The organism is Bradyrhizobium sp. USDA 3240, assembly GCF_054063295.1.
Map to the genome: position 1 here is coordinate 5,685,431 of NZ_JBSSGD010000002.1, position 19,653 is coordinate 5,705,083.

19 protein-coding genes and 4 pseudogenes are annotated in these 19,653 nt (G+C 58.8%); 20 read left to right on the plus strand and 3 right to left on the minus strand.

Going from position 1 to position 19,653, the window contains the following annotated elements:
* Window positions 1-8 precede the first annotated feature (8 nt).
* The 4 genes from nifS to ACVIGA_RS27515 all read left to right on the plus strand — a co-directional run bounded on the left by nifS (window position 9) and on the right by ACVIGA_RS27515 (window position 3,968).
* Window positions 9-1,202: a cysteine desulfurase NifS gene (nifS, locus tag ACVIGA_RS27500; protein WP_371821710.1), complete on the plus strand. Its 1,194-nt coding sequence runs from the start codon at window positions 9-11 to the stop codon at window positions 1,200-1,202.
* Complete coding sequence (gene nifT, locus ACVIGA_RS27505) at window positions 1,199-1,423, plus strand: putative nitrogen fixation protein NifT (protein ID WP_456668653.1); 225 nt, start codon at window positions 1,199-1,201, stop codon at window positions 1,421-1,423. Before nifS ends, nifT begins: the two co-directional genes overlap by 4 nt.
* Before the next feature lie 755 nt (window positions 1,424-2,178).
* Window positions 2,179-3,732: a nitrogenase cofactor biosynthesis protein NifB gene (nifB, locus tag ACVIGA_RS27510; RefSeq protein ID WP_456668654.1), complete on the plus strand. Its 1,554-nt coding sequence runs from the start codon at window positions 2,179-2,181 to the stop codon at window positions 3,730-3,732.
* Window positions 3,733-3,743: 11 nt separating this feature from the next.
* A complete protein-coding gene (locus ACVIGA_RS27515) occupies window positions 3,744-3,968 on the plus strand; it encodes a 4Fe-4S binding protein (RefSeq protein ID WP_029084666.1) in 225 nt (74 codons plus the stop codon).
* Here ACVIGA_RS27515 and ACVIGA_RS27520 read toward each other — a convergent pair.
* Window positions 3,965-4,228 (minus strand): hypothetical protein, encoded by a 264-nt coding sequence (locus ACVIGA_RS27520; protein WP_456668655.1) that lies wholly within the window; start codon window positions 4,226-4,228, stop codon window positions 3,965-3,967. The two genes, ACVIGA_RS27515 and ACVIGA_RS27520, sit on opposite strands and share 4 nt — an antisense overlap.
* A gap of 74 nt (window positions 4,229-4,302) precedes the next feature.
* On the opposite strand from ACVIGA_RS27520, the gene ACVIGA_RS27525 reads away from it, so the two are divergent.
* From ACVIGA_RS27525 to ACVIGA_RS27570, 10 genes and pseudogenes are all read left to right on the plus strand, one after another.
* Window positions 4,303-4,836 carry a hypothetical protein gene (locus ACVIGA_RS27525; RefSeq protein WP_456668656.1) on the plus strand — a complete coding sequence of 178 codons (534 nt, stop codon included), beginning with the start codon at window positions 4,303-4,305 and terminating at the stop codon, window positions 4,834-4,836.
* Window positions 4,833-5,153 (plus strand): nitrogen fixation protein NifZ, encoded by a 321-nt coding sequence (locus tag ACVIGA_RS27530; protein WP_166073524.1) that lies wholly within the window; start codon window positions 4,833-4,835, stop codon window positions 5,151-5,153. The genes ACVIGA_RS27525 and ACVIGA_RS27530 overlap by 4 nt, the downstream gene beginning before the upstream one ends.
* A pseudogene (locus ACVIGA_RS27535) lies at window positions 5,150-5,388 on the plus strand (nitrogen fixation protein NifZ). Before ACVIGA_RS27530 ends, ACVIGA_RS27535 begins: the two are co-directional and overlap by 4 nt.
* A 15-nt stretch (window positions 5,389-5,403) precedes the next feature.
* The gene (locus ACVIGA_RS27540) at window positions 5,404-5,763 is read left to right on the plus strand and encodes a DUF3024 domain-containing protein (RefSeq protein WP_456668657.1); all 360 of its coding nucleotides are present in this window, start codon (window positions 5,404-5,406) and stop codon (window positions 5,761-5,763) included.
* A gap of 32 nt (window positions 5,764-5,795) precedes the next feature.
* Entirely contained in the window at window positions 5,796-6,056 is a 261-nt protein-coding gene (locus tag ACVIGA_RS27545; protein ID WP_173643904.1) for a hypothetical protein, read from the plus strand.
* A gap of 119 nt (window positions 6,057-6,175) precedes the next feature.
* Window positions 6,176-6,394: pseudogene (locus tag ACVIGA_RS27550) on the plus strand (DegT/DnrJ/EryC1/StrS family aminotransferase); the annotation flags it as partial.
* Window positions 6,395-6,536: 142 nt separating this feature from the next.
* On the plus strand, window positions 6,537-6,713 hold the full coding sequence (locus ACVIGA_RS27555) for a hypothetical protein (RefSeq protein WP_371821853.1): 177 nt from the start codon (window positions 6,537-6,539) through the stop codon (window positions 6,711-6,713).
* A gap of 627 nt (window positions 6,714-7,340) precedes the next feature.
* Window positions 7,341-7,622 carry a Rieske (2Fe-2S) protein gene (locus ACVIGA_RS27560; RefSeq protein ID WP_456668658.1) on the plus strand — a complete coding sequence of 94 codons (282 nt, stop codon included), beginning with the start codon at window positions 7,341-7,343 and terminating at the stop codon, window positions 7,620-7,622.
* Between the two features lie 1,617 nt (window positions 7,623-9,239).
* Window positions 9,240-9,587, plus strand: a complete 348-nt coding sequence (locus ACVIGA_RS27565; RefSeq protein WP_173643905.1) for a (2Fe-2S) ferredoxin domain-containing protein — start codon at window positions 9,240-9,242, stop codon at window positions 9,585-9,587.
* A gap of 91 nt (window positions 9,588-9,678) precedes the next feature.
* Window positions 9,679-10,727 (plus strand): annotated as a pseudogene (locus tag ACVIGA_RS27570) (IS630 family transposase); the annotation flags it as partial.
* 580 nt (window positions 10,728-11,307) lie between these two features.
* On the opposite strand, the pseudogene ACVIGA_RS27575 reads toward ACVIGA_RS27570, so the two are convergent.
* Both ACVIGA_RS27575 and ACVIGA_RS27580 read right to left on the minus strand, forming a co-directional pair.
* Window positions 11,308-12,056, minus strand: a pseudogene (locus ACVIGA_RS27575) (OmpW/AlkL family protein).
* A gap of 458 nt (window positions 12,057-12,514) precedes the next feature.
* Window positions 12,515-12,928 (minus strand): ArsC/Spx/MgsR family protein, encoded by a 414-nt coding sequence (locus tag ACVIGA_RS27580; protein ID WP_173643906.1) that lies wholly within the window; start codon window positions 12,926-12,928, stop codon window positions 12,515-12,517.
* 823 nt (window positions 12,929-13,751) lie between these two features.
* Between ACVIGA_RS27580 and nifH the strand changes: the two genes are divergently transcribed.
* The 6 genes from nifH to ACVIGA_RS27610 all read left to right on the plus strand — a co-directional run bounded on the left by nifH (window position 13,752) and on the right by ACVIGA_RS27610 (window position 19,635).
* Window positions 13,752-14,636, plus strand: coding sequence for a nitrogenase iron protein (gene nifH / locus ACVIGA_RS27585; protein ID WP_173643907.1), 885 nt, complete (start codon window positions 13,752-13,754; stop codon window positions 14,634-14,636).
* A gap of 143 nt (window positions 14,637-14,779) precedes the next feature.
* The gene (locus ACVIGA_RS27590; protein ID WP_414643292.1) at window positions 14,780-15,496 is read left to right on the plus strand and encodes a nitrogen fixation protein NifQ; all 717 of its coding nucleotides are present in this window, start codon (window positions 14,780-14,782) and stop codon (window positions 15,494-15,496) included.
* 374 nt (window positions 15,497-15,870) lie between these two features.
* Window positions 15,871-16,212, plus strand: a complete 342-nt coding sequence (gene nifW, locus ACVIGA_RS27595; protein WP_456668659.1) for a nitrogenase stabilizing/protective protein NifW — start codon at window positions 15,871-15,873, stop codon at window positions 16,210-16,212.
* Between the two features lie 309 nt (window positions 16,213-16,521).
* On the plus strand, window positions 16,522-16,647 hold the full coding sequence (locus ACVIGA_RS27600; protein WP_256375202.1) for a hypothetical protein: 126 nt from the start codon (window positions 16,522-16,524) through the stop codon (window positions 16,645-16,647).
* Window positions 16,648-17,206: 559 nt separating this feature from the next.
* Window positions 17,207-18,316: an electron transfer flavoprotein subunit alpha/FixB family protein gene (locus ACVIGA_RS27605; RefSeq protein WP_166103759.1), complete on the plus strand. Its 1,110-nt coding sequence runs from the start codon at window positions 17,207-17,209 to the stop codon at window positions 18,314-18,316.
* Between the two features lie 11 nt (window positions 18,317-18,327).
* Window positions 18,328-19,635: an FAD-dependent oxidoreductase gene (locus ACVIGA_RS27610; RefSeq protein ID WP_166103756.1), complete on the plus strand. Its 1,308-nt coding sequence runs from the start codon at window positions 18,328-18,330 to the stop codon at window positions 19,633-19,635.
* The last annotated feature ends 18 nt before the right edge of the window (window positions 19,636-19,653 follow it).

Below are 19,653 nucleotides of genomic sequence, written 5' to 3' on the forward strand. Positions count from 1 at the left end.
GGGATCAAATGCCGGTTTATCTAGACAACAATGCGACGACGCGGACCGATCCGTCCGTCGTGCAAGCCATGTTGCCGTTCTTTACCGAGCAGTTCGGAAATGCCTCCTCGGCCCACGCCTTTGGCGGCGAGGCCGCGGCCGCGCTGAAGCAGGCGCGGCGTAGCTTGCAGGCTTTGCTAGGGAATGCCTACGATCATGAAATCGTTTTTACCTCCGGTGGAACCGAGGCCAATAATGCCGCCATTCTTTCTGCGCTTGCCACCCAAGATGGTCGCGACGAGATTGTCACGACCTCGGTTGAGCATTCCGCCGTGCTTGCGCTGGTCGAGCAACTGGCGACAAGAGGTGTCAAGACGCATATCATACCCGTAGATGCCCACGGCTGGCTTGACGTCGAGGCCTTTCGCTGCGCGCTCGGGCCACGCACAGCGATCGCCTCGATTATGTGGGCGAACAACGAGACCGGCACCATTTTTCCCGTGGAGTTTTTAGCCGGCTTGGCACGTGAGGCGGGCGCACTGTTCCATACCGATGCGGTCCAGGCCATAGGCAAGCTGCGCGTCGACCTAAGGGACAGTGCGATCGATATGTTGTCGCTGTCCGCACACAAATTGCACGGTCCCAAAGGAATGGGCGCGCTCTACCTGCGCAAAGGGACAAAATTCCGACCCCTGATCTGGGGCGGATCACAGGAAAGGCGGCGCCGCGGCGGAACGGAAAATATTCCCGGCATCGTCGGTCTTGGAAGGGCTGCGGAGCTTGCTGTGGAGCGGCTCGAGCCGGAGCGCGTTCGCATTGGTGCATTGCGCGACCGTCTGGAGCAGGGGATCTTACATAATGGCGAATGCTTTGCGCTCGGCGATGTCAACAACCGGTTAGCGAACACAGCCAATATCGCTTTCGATCATCTCGAAGGCGAAGCAGTCGTCCATCATCTCGATCGTGCGGGCATTGCCGTGTCGCTCGGATCAGCCTGCAGCTCCGGCTCAATGGTGCCGTCGCACGTTCTGCGCGCCATGCAGGTGCCGGCGTGGAGGATGCGCGGCGCGGTGCGCTTTTCTCTCTCGCGTGAAACCACCGTCGCGGAGGTTGACGAGGTCGTGTGCGCTCTGTCAGAAATTGTTGCTCGCTTGCGTGCCACCTCGCGGGAGTCTGGCGCTCCGCCCAGCTATGCGTCACAGTCGAGGGAGTTGAGCTTGTGAAAATCATGATCCGCCGCTCGTCAGACGCGGGCCTGTCGATCTACGTGCCAAAAAAGGATCTCGAAGAGCCGATCGTGGAATCTGAGTACGAGTCGCTCTGGGGCGGCTGGATCAAGATAGCTAATGGCTGGGTGCTCGATTTACCCGAGATGGCGAGCAACACACCATTGCCGATCACAATCAATGCCAAAAAACGGGGCGAGAACGGGAAAGATCCATGAACATGAGCCCAATCTTCTACATCGGCATTGGAGAGAATTGCTAATATCGTTTCGCTGACCTGCTTGGCCAGGAGGTCGATAGTATCGTTGCCGGGCTTCGGTGTCTCGATCTCGATTCCGATCAGTGCCTCGACATATTGCAGCCAGAGATCAGGAAGCTCTTGGCGGCTGCTCGCTATGGCAGCATCGTGGTTCAGTTGCCAGACGCCATCAAGGAAGGCGGACCGAACGGAGCTTTCTTGCTCTCGCTTCAACTATCGCTATTGCGAAGCAATGCGGCGAAGATCATCAGGCGCTCCTGCCGATACCACGATACAATCGTCGATCCGAGCGTCTTCTCAATGCAACGAGCGCCGTGTTTAGCTCAAGCAAGGCCTGACACCGATTTGGCTCGCTCGCGCGGATAATGCTCATCAATTAACGGCGCTGTGACCGTCGGATCGCCAGAAGTATCGACCCATTTGTGGCCGGCAGCCGCGCGCAAAACCACGCAGATAGAGCAAGGATCCCGGCGCCTAGCGCGAGTATGAATGCACCATCCACGGATCTCTGTGTCTGAATCACGACGTGCCTGCCGCATTTCCAACATGCGCTTCGTTGCTATTCTAGTATCAATATCGATCATTACCGCTGACTGTTTAAGTAGGGCTGCAACGTCACCGTTTCCGCTATGGCATGTGAGTTGCTACTCCCCTCATGAGGCGTTCTCAGGATTGGTCTTGGAAGGCCGATGATGCCTGCACGGGGAGATGAAAATGAACGCGGTCGTTGGGCACGGCAGATATGTCGAAGGTTCATTGGACAAGATGATGCGGCCCACCGCCGAGCACAGGGGCTGCGGCACGTCGGTCAAAACAGGCCAGGCGAGCTGCCGCTCACGGGCGGCCCACGGCGAACTGCCGGCCGAGATTTGGGAAAAGGTGAAGAAGCATCCCTGCTACAGCGAAGGGGCACATCATCACTACGCCCGTATGCATGTCGCGGTGGCTCCGGCCTGCAACATCCAGTGCAACTACTGCAACCGCAAATATGATTGCGCCAATGAATCGCGTCCGGGCGTGGTGAGCGAGAAGCTTACCCCCGAGCAGGCGGTGAAAAAAGTGCTCGCGGTCGCGACCATCATTCCGCAGACGACTGTGCTTGGCATCGCTGGTCCCGGCGATCCGTTGGCCAATCCAGAAAAAACATTCAAGACGTTCGACCTGGTCGCCAAGGCGGCTCCCGACATCAAGCTGTGTCTGTCGACCAACGGATTGGCCCTGCCGGACTATGTTGACACCATCGCCAAGTCCAAGATCGAGCACGTCACCATCACCATTAACACGATCGATCCCGAAATCGGCGCAAAGATCTATCCGTGGATCTTCTTCAGCCACAGGCGCTACGTTGGCATCGACGCGGCAAGGATACTCACCGATCGTCAGCTACAGGGTCTCGAGATGCTTAGCGAGCGGGGTATCCTATGCAAGGTCAACTCGGTAATGATCCCGCATATCAATGACCATCACCTTGTCGAGGTCAACAAGGCGGTGAAGTCGCGCGGAGCCTTCCTTCACAATATCATGCCGCTGATCTCGGCGCCCGAGTACGGCACAGTATTCGGCCTCAACGGTCAACGAGGTCCGACGGCTCAGGCACTGAAGGCACTGCAGGATGCTTGTGAGGGAGGGGTAAACATGATGCGGCATTGCCGTCAGTGCCGCGCCGATGCGGTGGGTCTGGTCGGAGCGGATCGCGGAAGCGAGTTCAACATCGACCGAGTCATGAAAATGGATGTCAAATATGACCCCGAGATGCGCAAAGCTTATCAAGAAAAGGTAGAGGCTGAGCGTGCCGCCAAAGTCGCGGCCAGCCGAGAGGGCCTAGCGGAGTTCGCCGGCGAGATGAGCGAAATCACCGTTCTGGTCGCGGTTGCAACCAAAGGCTCGGGGCTGATCAACGAGCACTTTGGACATGCAAAAGAGTTTCAGGTGTACGAAATTTCCACATCCGGCGCCAAATTCGTCGGCCACCGGCGCGTGGATGTCTACTGCCAGGGCGGCTATGGCGAGGGGGGTAGGCTTTCGACCATCATCCGAAGCGTAAATGACTGCCATGCGGTGTTCGTGGCCAAGATCGGTGGTTGCCCGAAGAGCAATCTGATCAGGGCCGGAATCGAACCGGTCGATCGATACGCGCATGAGTTCATAGAGAAGTCGGCGATCGCTTGGTTCAGGTCCTATCTCGAGAAGGTAAAACGCGGAGAAATCCAGCATGCCCAGCGAGGTGACGCCGACATTCGGTATGGGTCCCTGATCTCTGCGGGGTAAAGGGGGCGTATGTGCCATTCAAGATCATTGCCTCGCAGTGTACGAGCTGCTCAGCCTGCGAACCGTTGTGCCCGAATGTTGCGATCTCGGAGAGCGCGGGGCGCTTCGTCATTGAACCGGCGAAATGCACCGAATGCATCGGTCATTTCGATGAGCCGCAATGTGTCGCGGCTTGTCCCGTCGACGGCACCTGCGTCATTGACACCTCCTTGCCGCGTTACCAGGCGCCATCCTAAAGAATTAGCCCATGATCAAAATGCCAAGAGCTGCTGCTGAAAGCGTCCAAAGCGTCGTACTGCGCGTTAGCGGCGCCGTAGGCGCCGAGGTTCGGGCCTTTCTCAGAAACGGCGGCTGCTCTGAATTGGCCGCTGCCCGCGAGCAGAAAGAACGCTGTGGGCAATTCGTCCCGTGCAGCGCTCCAACGACGTTTCTCGACGCCGGCAGCCGCCTTCCAGGCGGTGCTGTCATCGTCGATGTGGCTGCTGCTGCTGCGCACGCCAGTCCATCATTGGTTGGACCAGGCGCTTCGCGGCGGAGCGTGACGGCGCACACCCAGGAGCACAGCTGCCGATGAACTTAACAGCCAACCCGCCGTCCGGCAGCCAGAGAGCGCTGATCTTGTCCACGCCGACCGGCGATGATCTCCCCGGCGCGACCGAGGCTCGGCTGCGGCAGGCACGGCTGTTCGATCATCTTGACGGGGTTGCAAACCAACATGTAGTCGAAGCGCGTGCGCTCACCTCGGACCGCGCCGCCGCATTGATGATCGAGGCGCGCCGCATCGCGCCGCAGCTGCTCGGTCAGCTGATGAGTGATACGGACGTCAAGTTCTGCGACATGGCGGCGCGCGATGTTCCCTATCAGTGGTTGCCAGCCGTAGTGAACGGCCCAGATGCCTCAGTGGAGTTCGAGATCGCGCGATCGCCCTTGCCAGAGGCGCCAACTGCTCTACGGCACGGCCCTCGGCAGGTTTACCTAGAAGCGGCGAGCTGCATCTCAGATATTGATTTGACAAATCGCGCCGGAGGTGAGGGCGAAGTGATGCGGGACCTCGCCTGCGATGGCTCGGGCATGCCTGCATGTCCGCTTGGGAGAGACGCATGAGCAACATCGTTCGCGACAGCGACGTCGTCGAGCTCAGCGGGCCGCCTGTCTTCAGCTTTGGCGAAAAGGTACGAGCCAATCGCACCATCCGCAATGATGGCACCTATCCCGGCAAGCAGGTTGGCGACATTCTGGTCACGAAGGGAGAGGTGGGTTACGTCGTCTCGATCGGCACGTTCCTGCAGCAATTCTTCATTTACGGGGTCGAGTTTCTGGAAACGGGCTACCGAGTTGGCATGAAGCGCAAAGAGCTCGAGTCGGTGGACACGTGCGAGGAGACCGATGATCTGCCATTGCCGGAAGAGGCTGTGTCATGAGTGAGTTCCGCTTTTCGAAGTGTCGCTGGGGCCAGCGCGTTAAAGCCGTCGTCGACCTCATCAACGACGGCTTTTTCCCAATACGGAGCCCGAGGAGTGCTTGCTCAGCGCCGGAGCGACTGGCGAGATCATCAGGGTGGCCATCCATAACCAAGCGAACGTGCCGATATATACTGTCGATTTCGGTGAACGCCTGCTCATCGGCTGTCTGGAAGAAGAGATCACAGTGCTTTGAAGGGAGGAGTTCGCGATGAATGCCGCGCTGATGAGGAAGGTAAAGACGGGGCTGATTCCTCACCCTAACGAAATCGATCGCAAGCGGATCGAGCGCGGCTTGAGTTCGCGCAAGCGTTTTCTGTATGTTTCACCGAACGTGACGCCGGTGAGGGGTGGCTATCTCATCGAGAGCGCCTGTTGCTCGCGCAATATCGATAAGGATGGCGGTCTGATTGATGTTGCCTTGATTCTTTATGATGCCGTGGGTGGGATCTGGAAGCTGTTTTGCAAGAACCACGCAAAGGGAATCTGGGAATTCTACAGCCTTTACCACCGTCTGACTTCAGCAATCGACGAATTGAACACCGATCCGGAACGTTTGTTCTGGCAATGACGAACGAACTTGACGAGCCATAAGGAGCCACGATGGCGCTCAGTGCGGAGGAATTGATCGAAATCGAGCAGCTGCTTGCGGACGATGGCGCCGATACGGGCTCCTTTGTCGAGCTGCCGCGCCGCTTCCCGCAGCTTGCCTGGGTACGTTGCGATGCGTCGGATGTAGCGGACCAGCCGTTCCGGCAGTTTCCTCATTTCGACCTGCATTTGCTTGATGGCTCGGATCACTGCGTGCGGATTACGGCCGATCCGACACGGGCGACCGGCATTGTACTGGCGAAAAGGAATTGAGGGCGGTGAGCAGCATTAAACTCGCAGCGCACCCCCTTGATTGCGCGGATGGTGTTGAGGCAAATCCATCCTTTATTCCACTGTCCGATCCCGATATCACCTTAGCCGAGCTCTCTGCCGTGGAAACATTGCTATGTTCACCGCAAATCCCCAATGGGCGGACCACTGAGGCGTTCGAGCACGCTTTCGTAGCGTATCTTGGCCGCAAATATGCCGTTGCCGTATCAAGCGACACCATCGGGCTCCTGCTTGCGCTCAAGGCGCTCGGGATCGAATCAGGGCAGGAAGTCATCGCCTCGCCCTATTCTTTTCGCGAGACGGTCCATGCCATCAGTCTCGCAGGCGTAGGGGTGGTATTTTCCGACATCGACCATTGGTCGGCAACATTGGTCCCAGCAAAAGGCCGAGGAACGCATCACGGCAAACACGCGGGCGATTGTCGCCAGCAATTCCAATGGTCATCGGGCGCCATGGTCGGAATTGCGTGCGATTGCCCAACGCTATCGGCGGGGCGATTTCCCGGTTGCGGAAAAGATCGCCGATCGCGCCCTGGCGCTGCCGTTTCACACCCATCTCACGAACGACAAGGTCGAATTTTTCGCCGAAACCACGAAAGAGGCGTCGATCAATGTGGGCGCGGGTGCAGCGATCTACTAAGATGCTGGTCATCCACGACTGAAGGAACAATAGGTTGAGTTGCGATGAGCCGCTGCCATTGCGCTAGATCAGCAACGCGATGGCGGGCCGTCTGTGGCGGCATTTGCGCGCAGATCGCCACCCCGACGAATATGGAGGAGGGCCGGATTCCACATCTTCGTCCGAAATCCCGGAAGAGAAATGCTCTCCGACAGCGATAATGCAAAACACTGGCAAAGTAGCGGAGGCGCCGTCTCCGACCAGAGGGTCCAGGCCCGCGCCAGGGCCTCGGAACCGAGCACGTCATAAATCCAGATCCTCAGTTTCGGTTCGGGTCTTTAGGTTGACCAGTAAGGAATTGCTGTGAACTCGCAACAGGTCATTGTTCACGTCCGCTTCGCTCCGAACGGGAGGGTGGTGCAAATCAGCGAGCGCCCGGCGAAGCTCACGCCGAACTAATGGTTTGAGGTCCTTAACGCCCGTGCCAGCTCAAGCTATCGCCCGATCGCTCGTGGTCGTGGTGTTTTTCGACTGACGCGGACCGCGATCGAAACCTTCAAGCAGGAAACCACGAGGCGGGAATGAGCGAAGGTATAATCGGCAACCTGCTGAGCGATCAGATCGAGGTATTCGCCGTATGTCCCGCTGATGCTATCGAGCGGACTGGCGCCAAGGGCTCTAGTCTGTCGCGCGCGGATCGATGCTAGCGGCGAGTGCCGGCCGCTTCTAATTATTGTGGTGCGCACTTTCGGGAACGATTATTTCGGGTATGTCAACCGTTGTCCGCATGACAGTGCCTGGCTCAACATCGGCTCCGGCGAGTTTTTCTCTCCAGTTCGCTCCATTCTCAGATGCGGACGGCATGGTGCGAGATTCGAGGTCGACACTGGGGTATGCATTCGATGGGCCCTGCAACGGACAAGCGCTTGAGCCGGTCGCACTCACCGTGATAGATGGTGACGTCTGCCTGTGCGGCGTCAAGCTGCTGGCGGATGATCGGCGTGCCGACCTACTCGAGGACAGCGGCGAAACCATTGATGTTATGATCCACCCCGATTAACAGCTGCATCGCTTAGCTATTGCTCGAGTTGCCTTAGGCGTTTGGCGCCGGATAAAGCCTTGTGAGCGTTGGCGCAGGTGCGTGTCGCCGCTTTTTGAACTTGTAAGAGCAGAACGTTTTGAACCCGCAAGTTCAGTGGCACGCATCCGGATCCCTCTCATGCACCCGGCGATCTCCGTGGCACGAAGGAAGGGCTCTGGCGCTAACTCACCAAATGGACCTGGCATGCAAGAACCGCTTCTGGCTGCCGGTGGATGACAATAGGTTCGAGAAAGAAATGCCCTCGGCGGCTGCAAGCCCACCGAGGGCACCGTCTGGGCTGGAAGAATGGGGAGACCTAGACTGACAGGACCATTTGAGCAGAGAAATGACGATCCTGTATCCGATGTTCGCGGGACACGCAACGCGCAACGCACGCCGAACGATCGGATGTCCGCGGGCGCCGCCGGCGTTCGTGTCTGCGCTGCAATTGCAATGCCAACCCCCTGTACATCCGACGCCCATGGCGAATTTCGTCACCTTAATCCACTGACGGCATCGCTCCAGGTCAAATGCATTAACGAGCACGTGCGCGTGGTCATTCTCATCGTTCCGCAAGATGCGGCGAGCGAATCTCGAGTTGAAGCGCTCGAAACGGTTGAGGCAAGCCGACATCGTTGTGTGGGCGGTTTTGCCGCTGCTGCCAATCAGGATTGCGGCAGGCCAGTTCTGTCGCCTCAAACGTAAGCTCGGTGATCACCTGTGCCTCGCTCGGACCCCGTCGCAATTGGGCGCTATCTTTGACGAAAACGCGGGATGAGCAGCGGCACGTGCGCGGCGCTTAGGAAGTTCTTTGGTTCGCGGTCGAACGATGCAATTAGCCGACTCCGCTGGGCAGAGCGCTCTCTTCACTGGCCGATCGCCATACGCGCTCCTCGATAGACGGGACGCAGATCACGACGATCGCGGCTCATTCCGCGAAATGACCGTGCAAGGTCTGAACAGACCGAGCGAGTATCTTCCGTCCAATCGCAGGAGCGGACTGCGGAAAGCTGAAGCTGAAGCTGAAGCGTTGAACATGATGCGACGTTTGTCATGTCCGGAACAGGAGAGAACGACATTGTCGTAACCGCGGCAATGAGTGTCAGTGGCGCCGGAGGCGGGCAAGGGATCGTTGCGGAAACGAGCGTTGCGCATTGGCGTGGAAGTTGCTTGAACATGTTGGATGGTTGAGCAAATGATGCGTGAGCAGAAACGGTCGCGATTTGGGAGAAGGCGTTGAAATTGATCAAGGAGGCCGGTCAGACGCGGAGGTATCTGCTCGCGGATTTTCCGATAACAAGCACGATTAACAAGCACGATGATGTCCGCTCGCTTCGGCTGCTTTCGCGAGCACGAGTCAGCTGCTTCAATTGATCGATCCGGCGTTCAACTGAAGAATAGATTGTGCGGCAAGTACTCCGGCGTTGCCGCTTTTCAGATGAACCCCTTGATTTCAGGATAGGCGCATGAACGCAGAAACCGAATTCGAGCTTCCTCAACTTTACAGGTATCATGTCTTTGCCTGCCATACGCAGCGTCCGCCGAATCATCCGCACGGCAGCTGCGGCGCCTCGGGCGCGCAAGCCCTGTGCGATAGGATGGGCAAGGCGATCGAATCGCAAGGTCTGAACGATGTCGGCTTCACGGTGGCGGGCTGCCTCGGCTTTTGTAACTCAGGCCCTTTGATGGTCGTCTATCCCGACGGAGTCTGGTACCGCGCGACCACGCCCGAGGACGTGGACGAAATCGTAAATTCTCATCTCGTACAAGGCAAACGTGTGGACCGTCTTGTGATGGTGCTCAAGCGAAGCTAATGTCCTGATTCACAAAGTTCGCAATCGTAGATTCGCAATAGATTCGCGTCGCCGTCCCAAGGATGGAGCTGTAGCAGCGACGGAGGATCTGATGGCGGTCCAGCAACTTGCGCCCCTGGCATTGAGCGATGAAGAGCATGCCGAACTGAAGTCGCCGACGATGCAGCGGAAGACAGCGCAGGCGCTGGCTCTGAGAGCCCGGATCGTGCTGACCTGCGCGGAGGGCGGTCAGAACAAGGACGTCGCGGCCAAGCTGTGCCTGGACCGATCGACGGTAGGCAAGTGGCGGCGGCGTTTTGTGGAGCGGCGCGTGGACGGGCTGCATGACGAGCCGCGCTCCGGGGCGCCAAGTACGGTTGACGATGCCCGCATCGAAGCCGTGATCGTGAGGACGTTGGAGAGTTGCCCCGAGAACGCCACCCATTGGAGTTCTCGCGACATGGCGAAGGCCAGCGGCCTATCAGTGTCGCCGGTGCAACGCATCTGGCGGGCCTTTGGGCTCCAGCCGCACCGGATAGAGATGTTCAAGCTCTCGACCGATCCGAACTTCGTGGCCAAAATTCGCGACGTTGTGGGCCTCTACGTCTCGCCACCGGAGCACGCCATCGTTCTATGTGTGCATGAGAAGTCCCAAATCCAGGCGGTGGACTGCAGTCAGCCGATGCTGCCGATGCGTCCCGGCCAGCCGGCCCGAAGAAGCCATGACTACACGAGGCACGGCACCACATCGCTGTTCGCCGCCCTCGACATTGCTAGCGGACGGGTCATCGGCAAGTGCTATGGACGCCACCGTGCTGCTGAGTTCCGCAAGTTCCTCGACGAGATCGAAGCTGCCGTGCCGCGTGAACCGGACGTCCATCTCGTCATGGACAATTACGCCACGCACAAGACCCCCTTGATCCGAAAATGGCTGGCTAAACGGCCGCGGTGGCACGTGCACCTGACCCCGACCAGTTCGTCATGGCTCAACCAGGTCGAGCGCTTCTTCGCGCTCCTCACCGATAAGAAGATCAGGCGCAGCATCTATCGCAGCGTCGCCGCTCTCAGGGCTGACATCACTTCGTTCATCGGCCGACACAACGCCGTTTCCGATGGACCAAATCTGCCGATGACATCCTTGCTTCCATCGAACGCTTCTGCCGGTACAATGCCCCCGGCAAAACACGACCCGATGTCGCGAACTTCTGGTTCAGTACACTAGAGGCTTCGCTTAGCGCCGCTTGGTCCGGGCTATCGGGAATGCACGGCTTTCTGTTCAAAGACTGGGGTCGTTAAGCTGTACGATCGTTCTTAAGGTGACTGGGTGCCCTCACGCCTCAAGGAGGTGCGCAACAGGAGGCCATTGACCTTGTCGCTGTGGCCTTGGATTCAAAAATGTTCGGTGAGAGACGGACTGGTCAGAGTAGTGCGCTTGATCGAGTCCGATGAGGCCCGAGCGTCACCCCTTTGTAGCGCGGTCTATCCCAGAGCGACAACCGATTTGAATTGCCGCCTTTGATAAGCGGCTGGCACTCTGCGGCGTGCAAGGAGGCAGGGAGCTGAATCTAGTCGATCACTATTAGTGATGCAGGCGTTCCGCCACTTCATGCCATCAATTCGTAGCTCACAGAGCGAGCATTGTTGCGCGTGCAGTCCGGCGCTGGCGAGACGGTGCACCTTAAACTCGCCGTCGCGCTCGCATCTGAACAAGCCGATCTCTTCCCTGGAGCTTGTGCTATCGTCATAACTTGTACGTGATTCCGCCGCTGACGAGCCATGGGTCGATATTGGCGCGGCCAGATGACGGCTATCGCATTGTTTACGGTCGCCGAGTAATCCGGCCGCAGCCACAACTTCTTCACGTCGAAGTTGAGGCCCCAGTGACGGTCAAGCATGTAATCGAAGCCGAATTGGACCGCGGCGCCAAACTGGTTGCTGATGCGTACATCCGCCACCGCAAGCCCCGCGAGCGGCGTATTGGCTGCTGATTGGTTGAAGAATGCGGTGTAGTTGATGCCCGCGCCGATATAGGGCTTGAGCGGCCCGAAATCGGTGAAGTGATATTGCAGCGTCAGTGTCGGAGGCAATAGCCAGGCCTTTCCAACATCGAGCCCGTTGAGCGTGCCGCTACCGCTGATGTGATGGCTGGCCACGCCGAGAATGAGTTCGGCGGCAATGTTTTTGTGAAGAAATAGGTGATGTCGAGCTCCGGTATCACTCGATCGCTGATCGACAGGCCGGAGCTTGGTGACGACAGCGGCGGGCTCCCGCGACGCTGACCGAGCTGCCTGCGCTGTCCGGCAAGACGCCGAGCACGCGCAGGCGGATCATCCACGGATTGAAGGGGGCGATCGGGGGCGATTTGTAATAGACCGGTGCCGGCGCCAGATCTGCAGCCTGTACCGAGATGCTGACGGAACTGAACAAGGTCGCGAGCGTGAGCAGCGATGCCGTCGTCAGAAGGGTTCTTGCTTTCATCAAGTTCTCCATTCCAAGTCCGCGCGAAGAGTCGCGCGAGAACCTCTGTCACACATCGCGGATGGAGAAGGATTTGATGCCGATCAAAATGGCTACGGCCGTAGCGCAATTAAGCAGCCAAGTTGCGTAAGCACCACGGCCGTGAAGCGTCGTGGCGCCTGTTCATCGATATTCGACTCAATATTCTGTCTGAGCCGAACTCTACTAGGAACTGGTTATCATCTTATCGATCTGATCCAAGCCAGATGAGTCATGGGGCGATGGAGGCGGTCTAGCTGCAGCGGCCTCTTACACTCCGTGAGCGCGAAAGGGTTGTGTTAACACGGAGCGCAACATGGGCTCCGCTGTGTTACAGACGAGCCACTCACACTTGCTTGTCGGCGAAAAGCGTGTCGGCAGTCCCTGAGGAGTCGGAGGGCGACAACTTCGCTCTTCGCGTCAGCTTCCGCACGATAGCATTCATCATCTCATTACATCTGGAGACAGCCTGGGGCCTTTCCTTCGTGCGGACATCTCTCGAGATCATCTTGCGTCTTCTGGCCAAGCATCGACAATACGGGCTCGTCATCGAATCCGGCGTATCTTGCACCGTCGGCGTTGATCAGCGGGCGTCGGATCAGGAGCGGATCGCGCAGCATCAACGCGAGCGCGCTCGCCGCGTCGATTTCGTCGGGATTGATATCGCCCGACTTGATACGAGGCGCGACTCGGTTGAACCAGGATGCGATCGGCTTATTGCCGAAGAAGAGGCGTAAATCCTCGGCGGTCCATCGCTCCTTCAAGATGTTCTTGGCTATCACGTCATGGCCAGCGGCCTTCAGCGCCTGCATCTGACACGCATTGGTGTCGCAGCCGGGTTTTTGATAAAAGATAATTGTCGCCATGGCCTGCTCCTTATGTAGGTACGCTGCGCTGAACGATCGGGCCGGCGACCGCCGCGTTCCAGATGGCATTCGACCTTTTTTGAGAACCATCTCCAAGGTCAGCGGCTTTACCACCTGCCGCGGCTCATGCCGCCGACCGACTTGGCCTCCTCGAGCGTTTGCAAACGACCAAGATCCGGACATTCTGAAATTGAGCCGCTAACTCATCGATGAGCTCCTTTCGGTCTCGGAAAGAAGGCACCGAGCAGGAGTGCATTTGGCGTCAACCCATGGGGGACGCTTAAAAGGCGTCTTGGGCGGTAAGCTCGTGCGCCCCGATCTGGTTCATGCTGCATTGAATTACAGGTCGCGCGGCAGATCGAACACCACCGGCGAAACACTACCTGCAAGGTTTCGCCGCCAACCTGTATCCTCACTCTCCTCCGATCGCCGACAAGGGGCTTGCAAGAAGAGTAGCAAGATCCGTTCCACACATGATGCATCGGACAAGCGCGCCAGACCGGCTTTTCCGATTGATTGGTTCTGGCCACTTGTTGGTTTCCTGACAGCTGCGCAGATCCTGTCAGGTCCAAAACAGCCAGGATCACGCATCGGCTCGCTGGCGTTTTTCAAAACGTAATCAGGAGCTTAATGCGCGCGGACAGGCGTTGGCATGGTGGTTGCTAATGAGCGGTAGCAACACTGAGTGAGGGCTGAGTGCACGCCGACGCTTAAGACGAGCGATGCGCTCCTTCCCTTGAACCCGTGTGCCCCGTTTCTGAACGAGAACAAGCTGGCGCGTACGAAGCGCGGAACTTTGGCAAATCGGTTGATGGAGAGCAACATGTCTTCACTGAGACAAATCGCGTTCTACGGAAAGGGTGGTATCGGCAAGTCGACCACTTCACAGAACACGCTGGCGGCGCTGGCCGAGATGGGTCAGAAAATCTTGATCGTAGGGTGCGACCCGAAGGCGGATTCGACCCGCCTGATCCTGCATGCCAAGGCGCAGGACACGATTTTGAGCCTTGCAGCGAGCGCCGGCAGCGTGGAGGACCTCGAGCTCGAGGACGTGATGAAGGTCGGCTACAAGGACATCCGCTGCGTGGAGTCCGGCGGTCCTGAGCCAGGGGTCGGCTGCGCCGGCCGCGGCGTCATCACCTCGATCAACTTCCTGGAGGAAAACGGCGCCTATGAGAACATTGACTACGTTTCTTACGACGTGCTCGGGGACGTCGTTTGCGGAGGCTTTGCGATGCCAATCCGCGAGAACAAGGCCCAGGAGATCTACATCGTCATGTCCGGGGAGATGATGGCGATGTATGCCGCAAACAACATCTCCAAGGGCATCCTGAAATATGCCAATTCCGGCGGCGTGCGGCTGGGCGGCCTGATCTGCAACGAGCGGCAAACCGATAAGGAGCTGGCACTGGCGGAGGCTCTGGCCAAGAAGCTGGGCACTCAGCTGATCTACTTCGTGCCGCGCGACAATGTGGTGCAGCATGCCGAGTTACGCCGCATGACGGTGCTGGAGTATGCGCCTGAGTCGCAGCAGGCCGATCATTATCGCAATCTCGCGAAAAAGGTTCACAACAATGGCGGCAAGGGCATCATTCCGACCCCGATCTCCATGGACGAGCTCGAGGACATGCTGATGGAGCATGGTATTATGAAGCCTGTCGACGAATCCATCGTCGGCAAGACCGCCGCCGAGCTCGCGGCCTCGTAAAGGTTGGGGTCGCGGCCTTGTGAAGGCGCGCGACGGATGCCGGTCTCCTCACCTACCCATCCGGGAGACCGGCATTCTGACGAACGACCGTGACCAAGATTAGGATGGGGCAGGGCAAACCAAATCGTGGAATCCATCGATTCATGTCCGAAGCGCACTTTCTTCCTTTTGTGGCTGCTTGTGCCGTTGATGCGAGCAGTCGGATGCACAGAGCAATTGCAACCTACCGTCTACTCACCGGTGTGCCTCCTGAAGATGCCGACATTGCCACTGACAGTAATTTCGATTGCCATGTCCTGGCGTCTATTCTAGCGATTGCCTCGATGGATGGTGGCCCTCTTCCCGAGAAGGCGGGCCTGTCCGGCCACGAGCTAGCGGCCTTGCTGGAGCGGTACTTTCCCTCGGTAGGGGTCAAGCTCGTGGAGCGGCTCCTGTCGGTCGAGTGCGATGAGAGCGACGAGATCGCAATGGTGCGCGATCTTTTGCTCAAGCAGCGCTCGACGGAAGGACATATTGGTCGCTGGCTGGCCGCGATGATCGCGCGCCGCGCCATTGAGCCGGACCACCTGTGGGAAGGCTTGGGATTACGCAATCGTGCCGAACTCTCTCGGCTGCTCAGCCGCCACTTCGCGCCGCTCGCCGCGCGCAATATCAACAATATGCGCTGGAAGCGCTTTTTCTACCGCACGCTGTGCGAGGATGAAGGCCTCGTAATGTGCACGACGCCCGTCTGTACGCAATGTAACGACTTTAGCCTCTGCTTCGGCGAGGAAAGCGGCGAGAGCCGGTTGGCCGAGCGCCGGCGCGACTTTCTGTTGCAGGCGGCTCGCCCGGTTGTCCGCGGCGACTGGCCCATCTGAGTTGCCACAGGAATCTTCGAACGCCTCGTCCGGATTTGGCGGTTCGGAGAGGGGGGCTGGCTAGCGCCACTACAACGCGAGCCCATCATGTATCCAAGGCGATGCCGCGCCCAAGCGCTCCGCGACAGGTCGTGTATCCCGGCGCTCTGCAGTCGAGTTCGAATTGGGCATGGCAACAAGCAAGGTGAGGCGTCTTTTCATCGGTGCTGAGTCGTCACCGGCGAGCCCGTGGGCCGCGGTATTGTGGACGCAGCTTTCCAGGGCCAGGCTTTGGCCGTGGAGAGCAGCCGCGCGAGCTAAGGCCTGCAGCAGAATCGTGGGTGCTGCCACAACTCGTCGAACGTCGACGAACTAACCCAAGGGAGATTTTTGCAATGAGCAACTCATGCTCGCCAGCCGGGATCCTGGATCGGCTCAGCAAGGCCTCGTCGGCGGAAGAGTTCTTTTCGCTGCTAGGCGTCGATTACGAGCCGAAAATCGTCAATGTTGCGCGCCTTCATATCCTAAAGCGCATGGGACAATATTTTGCCAAGGAGCAGTTCGCCGGTGCCGCAGAGCCCGAGATCAGAGCTCGGTGCAAAGCGATGCTGGAGCAAGCCTATGCCGATTTCGTGGCATCGTCACCGATCGAGCAGCGAGTGTTCAAGGTCTTAAAGGAAGCCGTCGCAGACCCTAACAAGTCGGTGGCGTTTGTCCCGTTGAGCGCGCTGAAGTGATTTCGTGCTCCACTGCGGCGTGGTTTGTCCCACCTGGCCGGGTGACGGTGTCTTGTACAGCCTTCGTCTTCATTCAAATCGACCCCTCTGCAGCCTGACGCGAGCCGCGCTGTCGTATTCCCGACCCATGTCTGAGCTGCTGCTCGTGCCCGTGGTGTCAGGGGCCATTTTAAGTGTCTTCCAAGACGTTGCTTTCGCGCGAAATTCCATGGTTCTTTCGACTGGTACGACACTTGCTGTTGTCCTGCCGATCCCGTCTTCGATGCCGACAGATGGTGGCCGTCCGAGATGAGATTTGAAGGAGGACCTATGACATCGCTTCTACTGTCCGCCGAGCGCTGCGGCATGATCTTATGGCTCACGCCAATGCCGTTCGAAATAGCCTTTGACGCGACCGAAGCCGGCATGGACCGCGAGATGGTGGTCAATGGGTAAGTCACCCGTCCACGCTACGCCCGGAGCGGGTATGCACATGGTCGTCCGCATCGCGCAGGCCTCCGGTCATGCGCAGATCCCCATCCGCTCCATGGCCGATGGCAAGATGCCTCAAGAAACGGGGCCAACGTCGGCTCTTATGAGTTGTCGGCGCCGGAGGCAGGGCTGGGATTGCGTGTCAGGAGCGGTGGCCAGATCCCTCTGGCCGTCACAGTCAACGCGGAGCGCGGGGCCGAAAGCGAGACGCCGGTATTGCGCGATCACCGGACTGACTGACCCAAGGCTGGCAGCCGCCGGTCAGATTGACCGCGGCGGCCTGGCCGCCGCGGTGGCGCTCGTCGAAGGGAGCGCGCAAGGAACCAAGGTCGAGCATCTCTACGAAGTCTGGCCCGTCCGCTACGTCTACCGCGGCGGCGCGTCTCGCCGCGTGGTGGGGCGCGCCGAACGGACGAGACGGGCGAGCGGCCGGTCAGGCACTGACCAAAAGTGATCTTCCGTTGAGCGAAGTAGAAAGCAATCCCGTGGTGCGTGCGCGCGTTATTTTGAGAGGATCTAGAGCATGAGCAATGTCATAAAAACGAGCACGCTGGCGGCTGGCGGCCGAGCGGCAGCGAAAAAGGAACTGCCCGAGCACTTTAAAGCATATAGGCATGTCTGGGTCTTCGTCGAGCAGGAGCGCGGCCAAGTGCACCCGGTTTCCTGGGAGCTGATGGGTGCGGGGCGCAGGCTCGCCGACAGGCTGAAGGTGAATCTAGCTGCGGTCGTTATCGGCCCGGAGGGACAGCCCACGCGTAACGCCGCGCTTGAATCCTTTTGCTATGGCGCAGATCTGGCTTATCTCGTGAGTGACAATGTCCTGTCAGATTATCGCAACGAGTCCTATACCAAAGCGCTAACCGAACTCGTCAACACCTACAAGCCGGAGATTCTGCTATTGGGTGCGACGACACTCGGTCGCGATCTTGCAGGTTCCGTGGCGACGACCTTGTCGACAGGGCTCACTGCCGACTGTACCGCGCTCGACGTCGACACCGATGGTTCGCTTGCAGCAACGCGTCCGACCTTTGGCGGCTCGCTGCTCTGCACGATCTATACCTTGAATTATCGTCCCCAGATGGCAACCGTTCGCCCACGCGTCATGCCGATGCCAGAGCGTGTGGTACGCGATGCCGCTCGTATCATTATCCACCCACTTGGCCTCGTTGAAGACGATATCGTCACGAAAGTGCTCTCCTTCATCCCCGATCGCGATTCGGAAACGTCCAATTTGGCCTACGCCGATGTCGTGGTTGCCGGCGGCTTGGGGCTGGGGGCGCCTGACAATTTTCGGCTGGTGCGCGAGCTCGCAACTCTGCTTGGCGCCGAGTATGGCTGCTCGCGTCCTCTGGTGCAAAAAGGATGGGTTACGTCTGACCGGCAGATCGGCCAAACCGGCAAGACCATCCGGCCAAAGCTCTATATTGCTGCCGGAATTTCCGGCGCGATCCAGCACAGGGTCGGTGTGGAGGGGGCGGATCTGATCGTCGCCATCAATACCGACAAGAACGCGCCGATCTTCGACTTCGCCCATGTCGCGATCGTCAGTGACGCGCTGCATCTGCTACCGGCGCTGACAGCTGCGTTTCGGGCGCGGCTTTTGCCGAATTCCCGTGCTCGGATCGCAGTCTAAAGGAGACGATGATGATTGAGGAGAGGTTCGACGCGATCGTGGTCGGAGCGGGTATGGCAGGCAATGCAGCGGCCTTGACCATGGCCAAGTGCGGCCTGCAGGTGCTGCAGCTCGAGCGGGGCGAGTACCCCGGATCGAAGAATGTGCAGGGCGCGATCCTCTATGCGGATATGATGGAGAGGCTGATCCCCGACTTTCGCGAGGAAGCGCCGCTCGAACGTCATCTGGTCGAACAGCGGTTCTGGCTACTGGACGATCGCTCCCACGTCGGCATGCACTACCGCTCGGATGACTTCAACGAGGAGCGGCCGAACCGCTACACGATCATACGCGCGCCGTTTGACAAGTGGTTCTCGTCGAAGGTGCGGGAGGCCGGGGCGACCGTGTTGTGCGAGACGACAGTCACCGAGCTCGTGCGAGACGACCGTGAGAGGGTTGTGGGAGTTCGTACAGATCGCGGCGGCGGCGAAATACATGCCGACGTTGTCGTGCTGGCCGAGGGTGTCAATGGACTGCTCGGGACGCGCGCTGGCCTGCGCGCGCGGCCGACACCCGATAACGTCGCGCTCGCGGTGAAGGAAATGCACTTTTTGCCTCGCGAAACCATCGAGGCGCGTTTCAATCTTAAGGGCGATGAGGGCGTCGTGATCGAGGCGGCCGGAACCATTTCTCGCGGCATGACTGGAATGGGTTTCGTCTATGCCAACAAGGAATGCATTTCGGTCGGCATCGGCTGTCTCGTCGCCGATTTCCAGCGCACCGGCCAGACACCCTACGGCATGCTCGATCATTTCAAGCAGCATCCGTCCGTGGCACCGCTGATCGCAGGTTCTGAAATCAAGGAGTATGCGGCGCATCTCATTCCCGAAGGCGGCTACAAGGCAATCCCGCAGCTCTACGGTGATGGGTGGGTAGTGGTGGGGGACGCGGCGCAGCTCAACAACGCCATCCATCGTGAGGGGTCCAATCTTGCGATGACCTCAGGCCGCATCGCGGCGGAAGCAATCGCCGAGATGAAGTCGCGCCGCGAGCCCATGACGGCGAAAAATCTGTCGCTCTACAGGAAGATGCTAGCCGATTCCTTCGTGATCAAGGATCTCAAGAAGTACAAGGACTTGCCCATGCTGATGCACACCCATTCGCAAAACTTCTTTCTTACCTATCCGCAGCTCATCTCCAAGGCGATGCAGAACTTTGTGCGCGTCGATGGGACGCCGAAGCTTGAGAAGGAGAAGGCGACCCTGAAATCCTTTGTCAAGGCGCGGTCATGGAGGGGCCTGATCGGCGATGCGTCTCGCTTTGCCCGGGCCTGGCGCTGACCGCCAATAATGTGAGGT

Coding starts and splice junctions, on each gene's coding strand:
- nifB (WP_456668654.1), top strand. CDS start 2,179: ATGAACGCGGTCGTTGGGCACGGCAGATATGTCGAAGGTTCATTGGAC.
- nifW (WP_456668659.1), top strand. CDS start 15,871: ATGAGCAACTCATGCTCGCCAGCCGGGATCCTGGATCGGCTCAGCAAG.
- ACVIGA_RS27540 (WP_456668657.1), top strand. CDS start 5,404: ATGAATGCCGCGCTGATGAGGAAGGTAAAGACGGGGCTGATTCCTCAC.
- ACVIGA_RS27545 (WP_173643904.1), top strand. CDS start 5,796: ATGGCGCTCAGTGCGGAGGAATTGATCGAAATCGAGCAGCTGCTTGCG.
- ACVIGA_RS27610 (WP_166103756.1), top strand. CDS start 18,328: ATGATTGAGGAGAGGTTCGACGCGATCGTGGTCGGAGCGGGTATGGCA.
- ACVIGA_RS27605 (WP_166103759.1), top strand. CDS start 17,207: ATGAGCAATGTCATAAAAACGAGCACGCTGGCGGCTGGCGGCCGAGCG.
- ACVIGA_RS27590 (WP_414643292.1), top strand. CDS start 14,780: ATGTCCGAAGCGCACTTTCTTCCTTTTGTGGCTGCTTGTGCCGTTGAT.
- ACVIGA_RS27560 (WP_456668658.1), top strand. CDS start 7,341: ATGCTATCGAGCGGACTGGCGCCAAGGGCTCTAGTCTGTCGCGCGCGG.
- ACVIGA_RS27565 (WP_173643905.1), top strand. CDS start 9,240: ATGAACGCAGAAACCGAATTCGAGCTTCCTCAACTTTACAGGTATCAT.
- nifS (WP_371821710.1), top strand. CDS start 9: ATGCCGGTTTATCTAGACAACAATGCGACGACGCGGACCGATCCGTCC.
- ACVIGA_RS27600 (WP_256375202.1), top strand. CDS start 16,522: ATGACATCGCTTCTACTGTCCGCCGAGCGCTGCGGCATGATCTTATGG.
- ACVIGA_RS27580 (WP_173643906.1), bottom strand. CDS start 12,928: ATGGCGACAATTATCTTTTATCAAAAACCCGGCTGCGACACCAATGCG.
- ACVIGA_RS27530 (WP_166073524.1), top strand. CDS start 4,833: ATGAGCAACATCGTTCGCGACAGCGACGTCGTCGAGCTCAGCGGGCCG.
- ACVIGA_RS27525 (WP_456668656.1), top strand. CDS start 4,303: ATGAACTTAACAGCCAACCCGCCGTCCGGCAGCCAGAGAGCGCTGATC.
- nifH (WP_173643907.1), top strand. CDS start 13,752: ATGTCTTCACTGAGACAAATCGCGTTCTACGGAAAGGGTGGTATCGGC.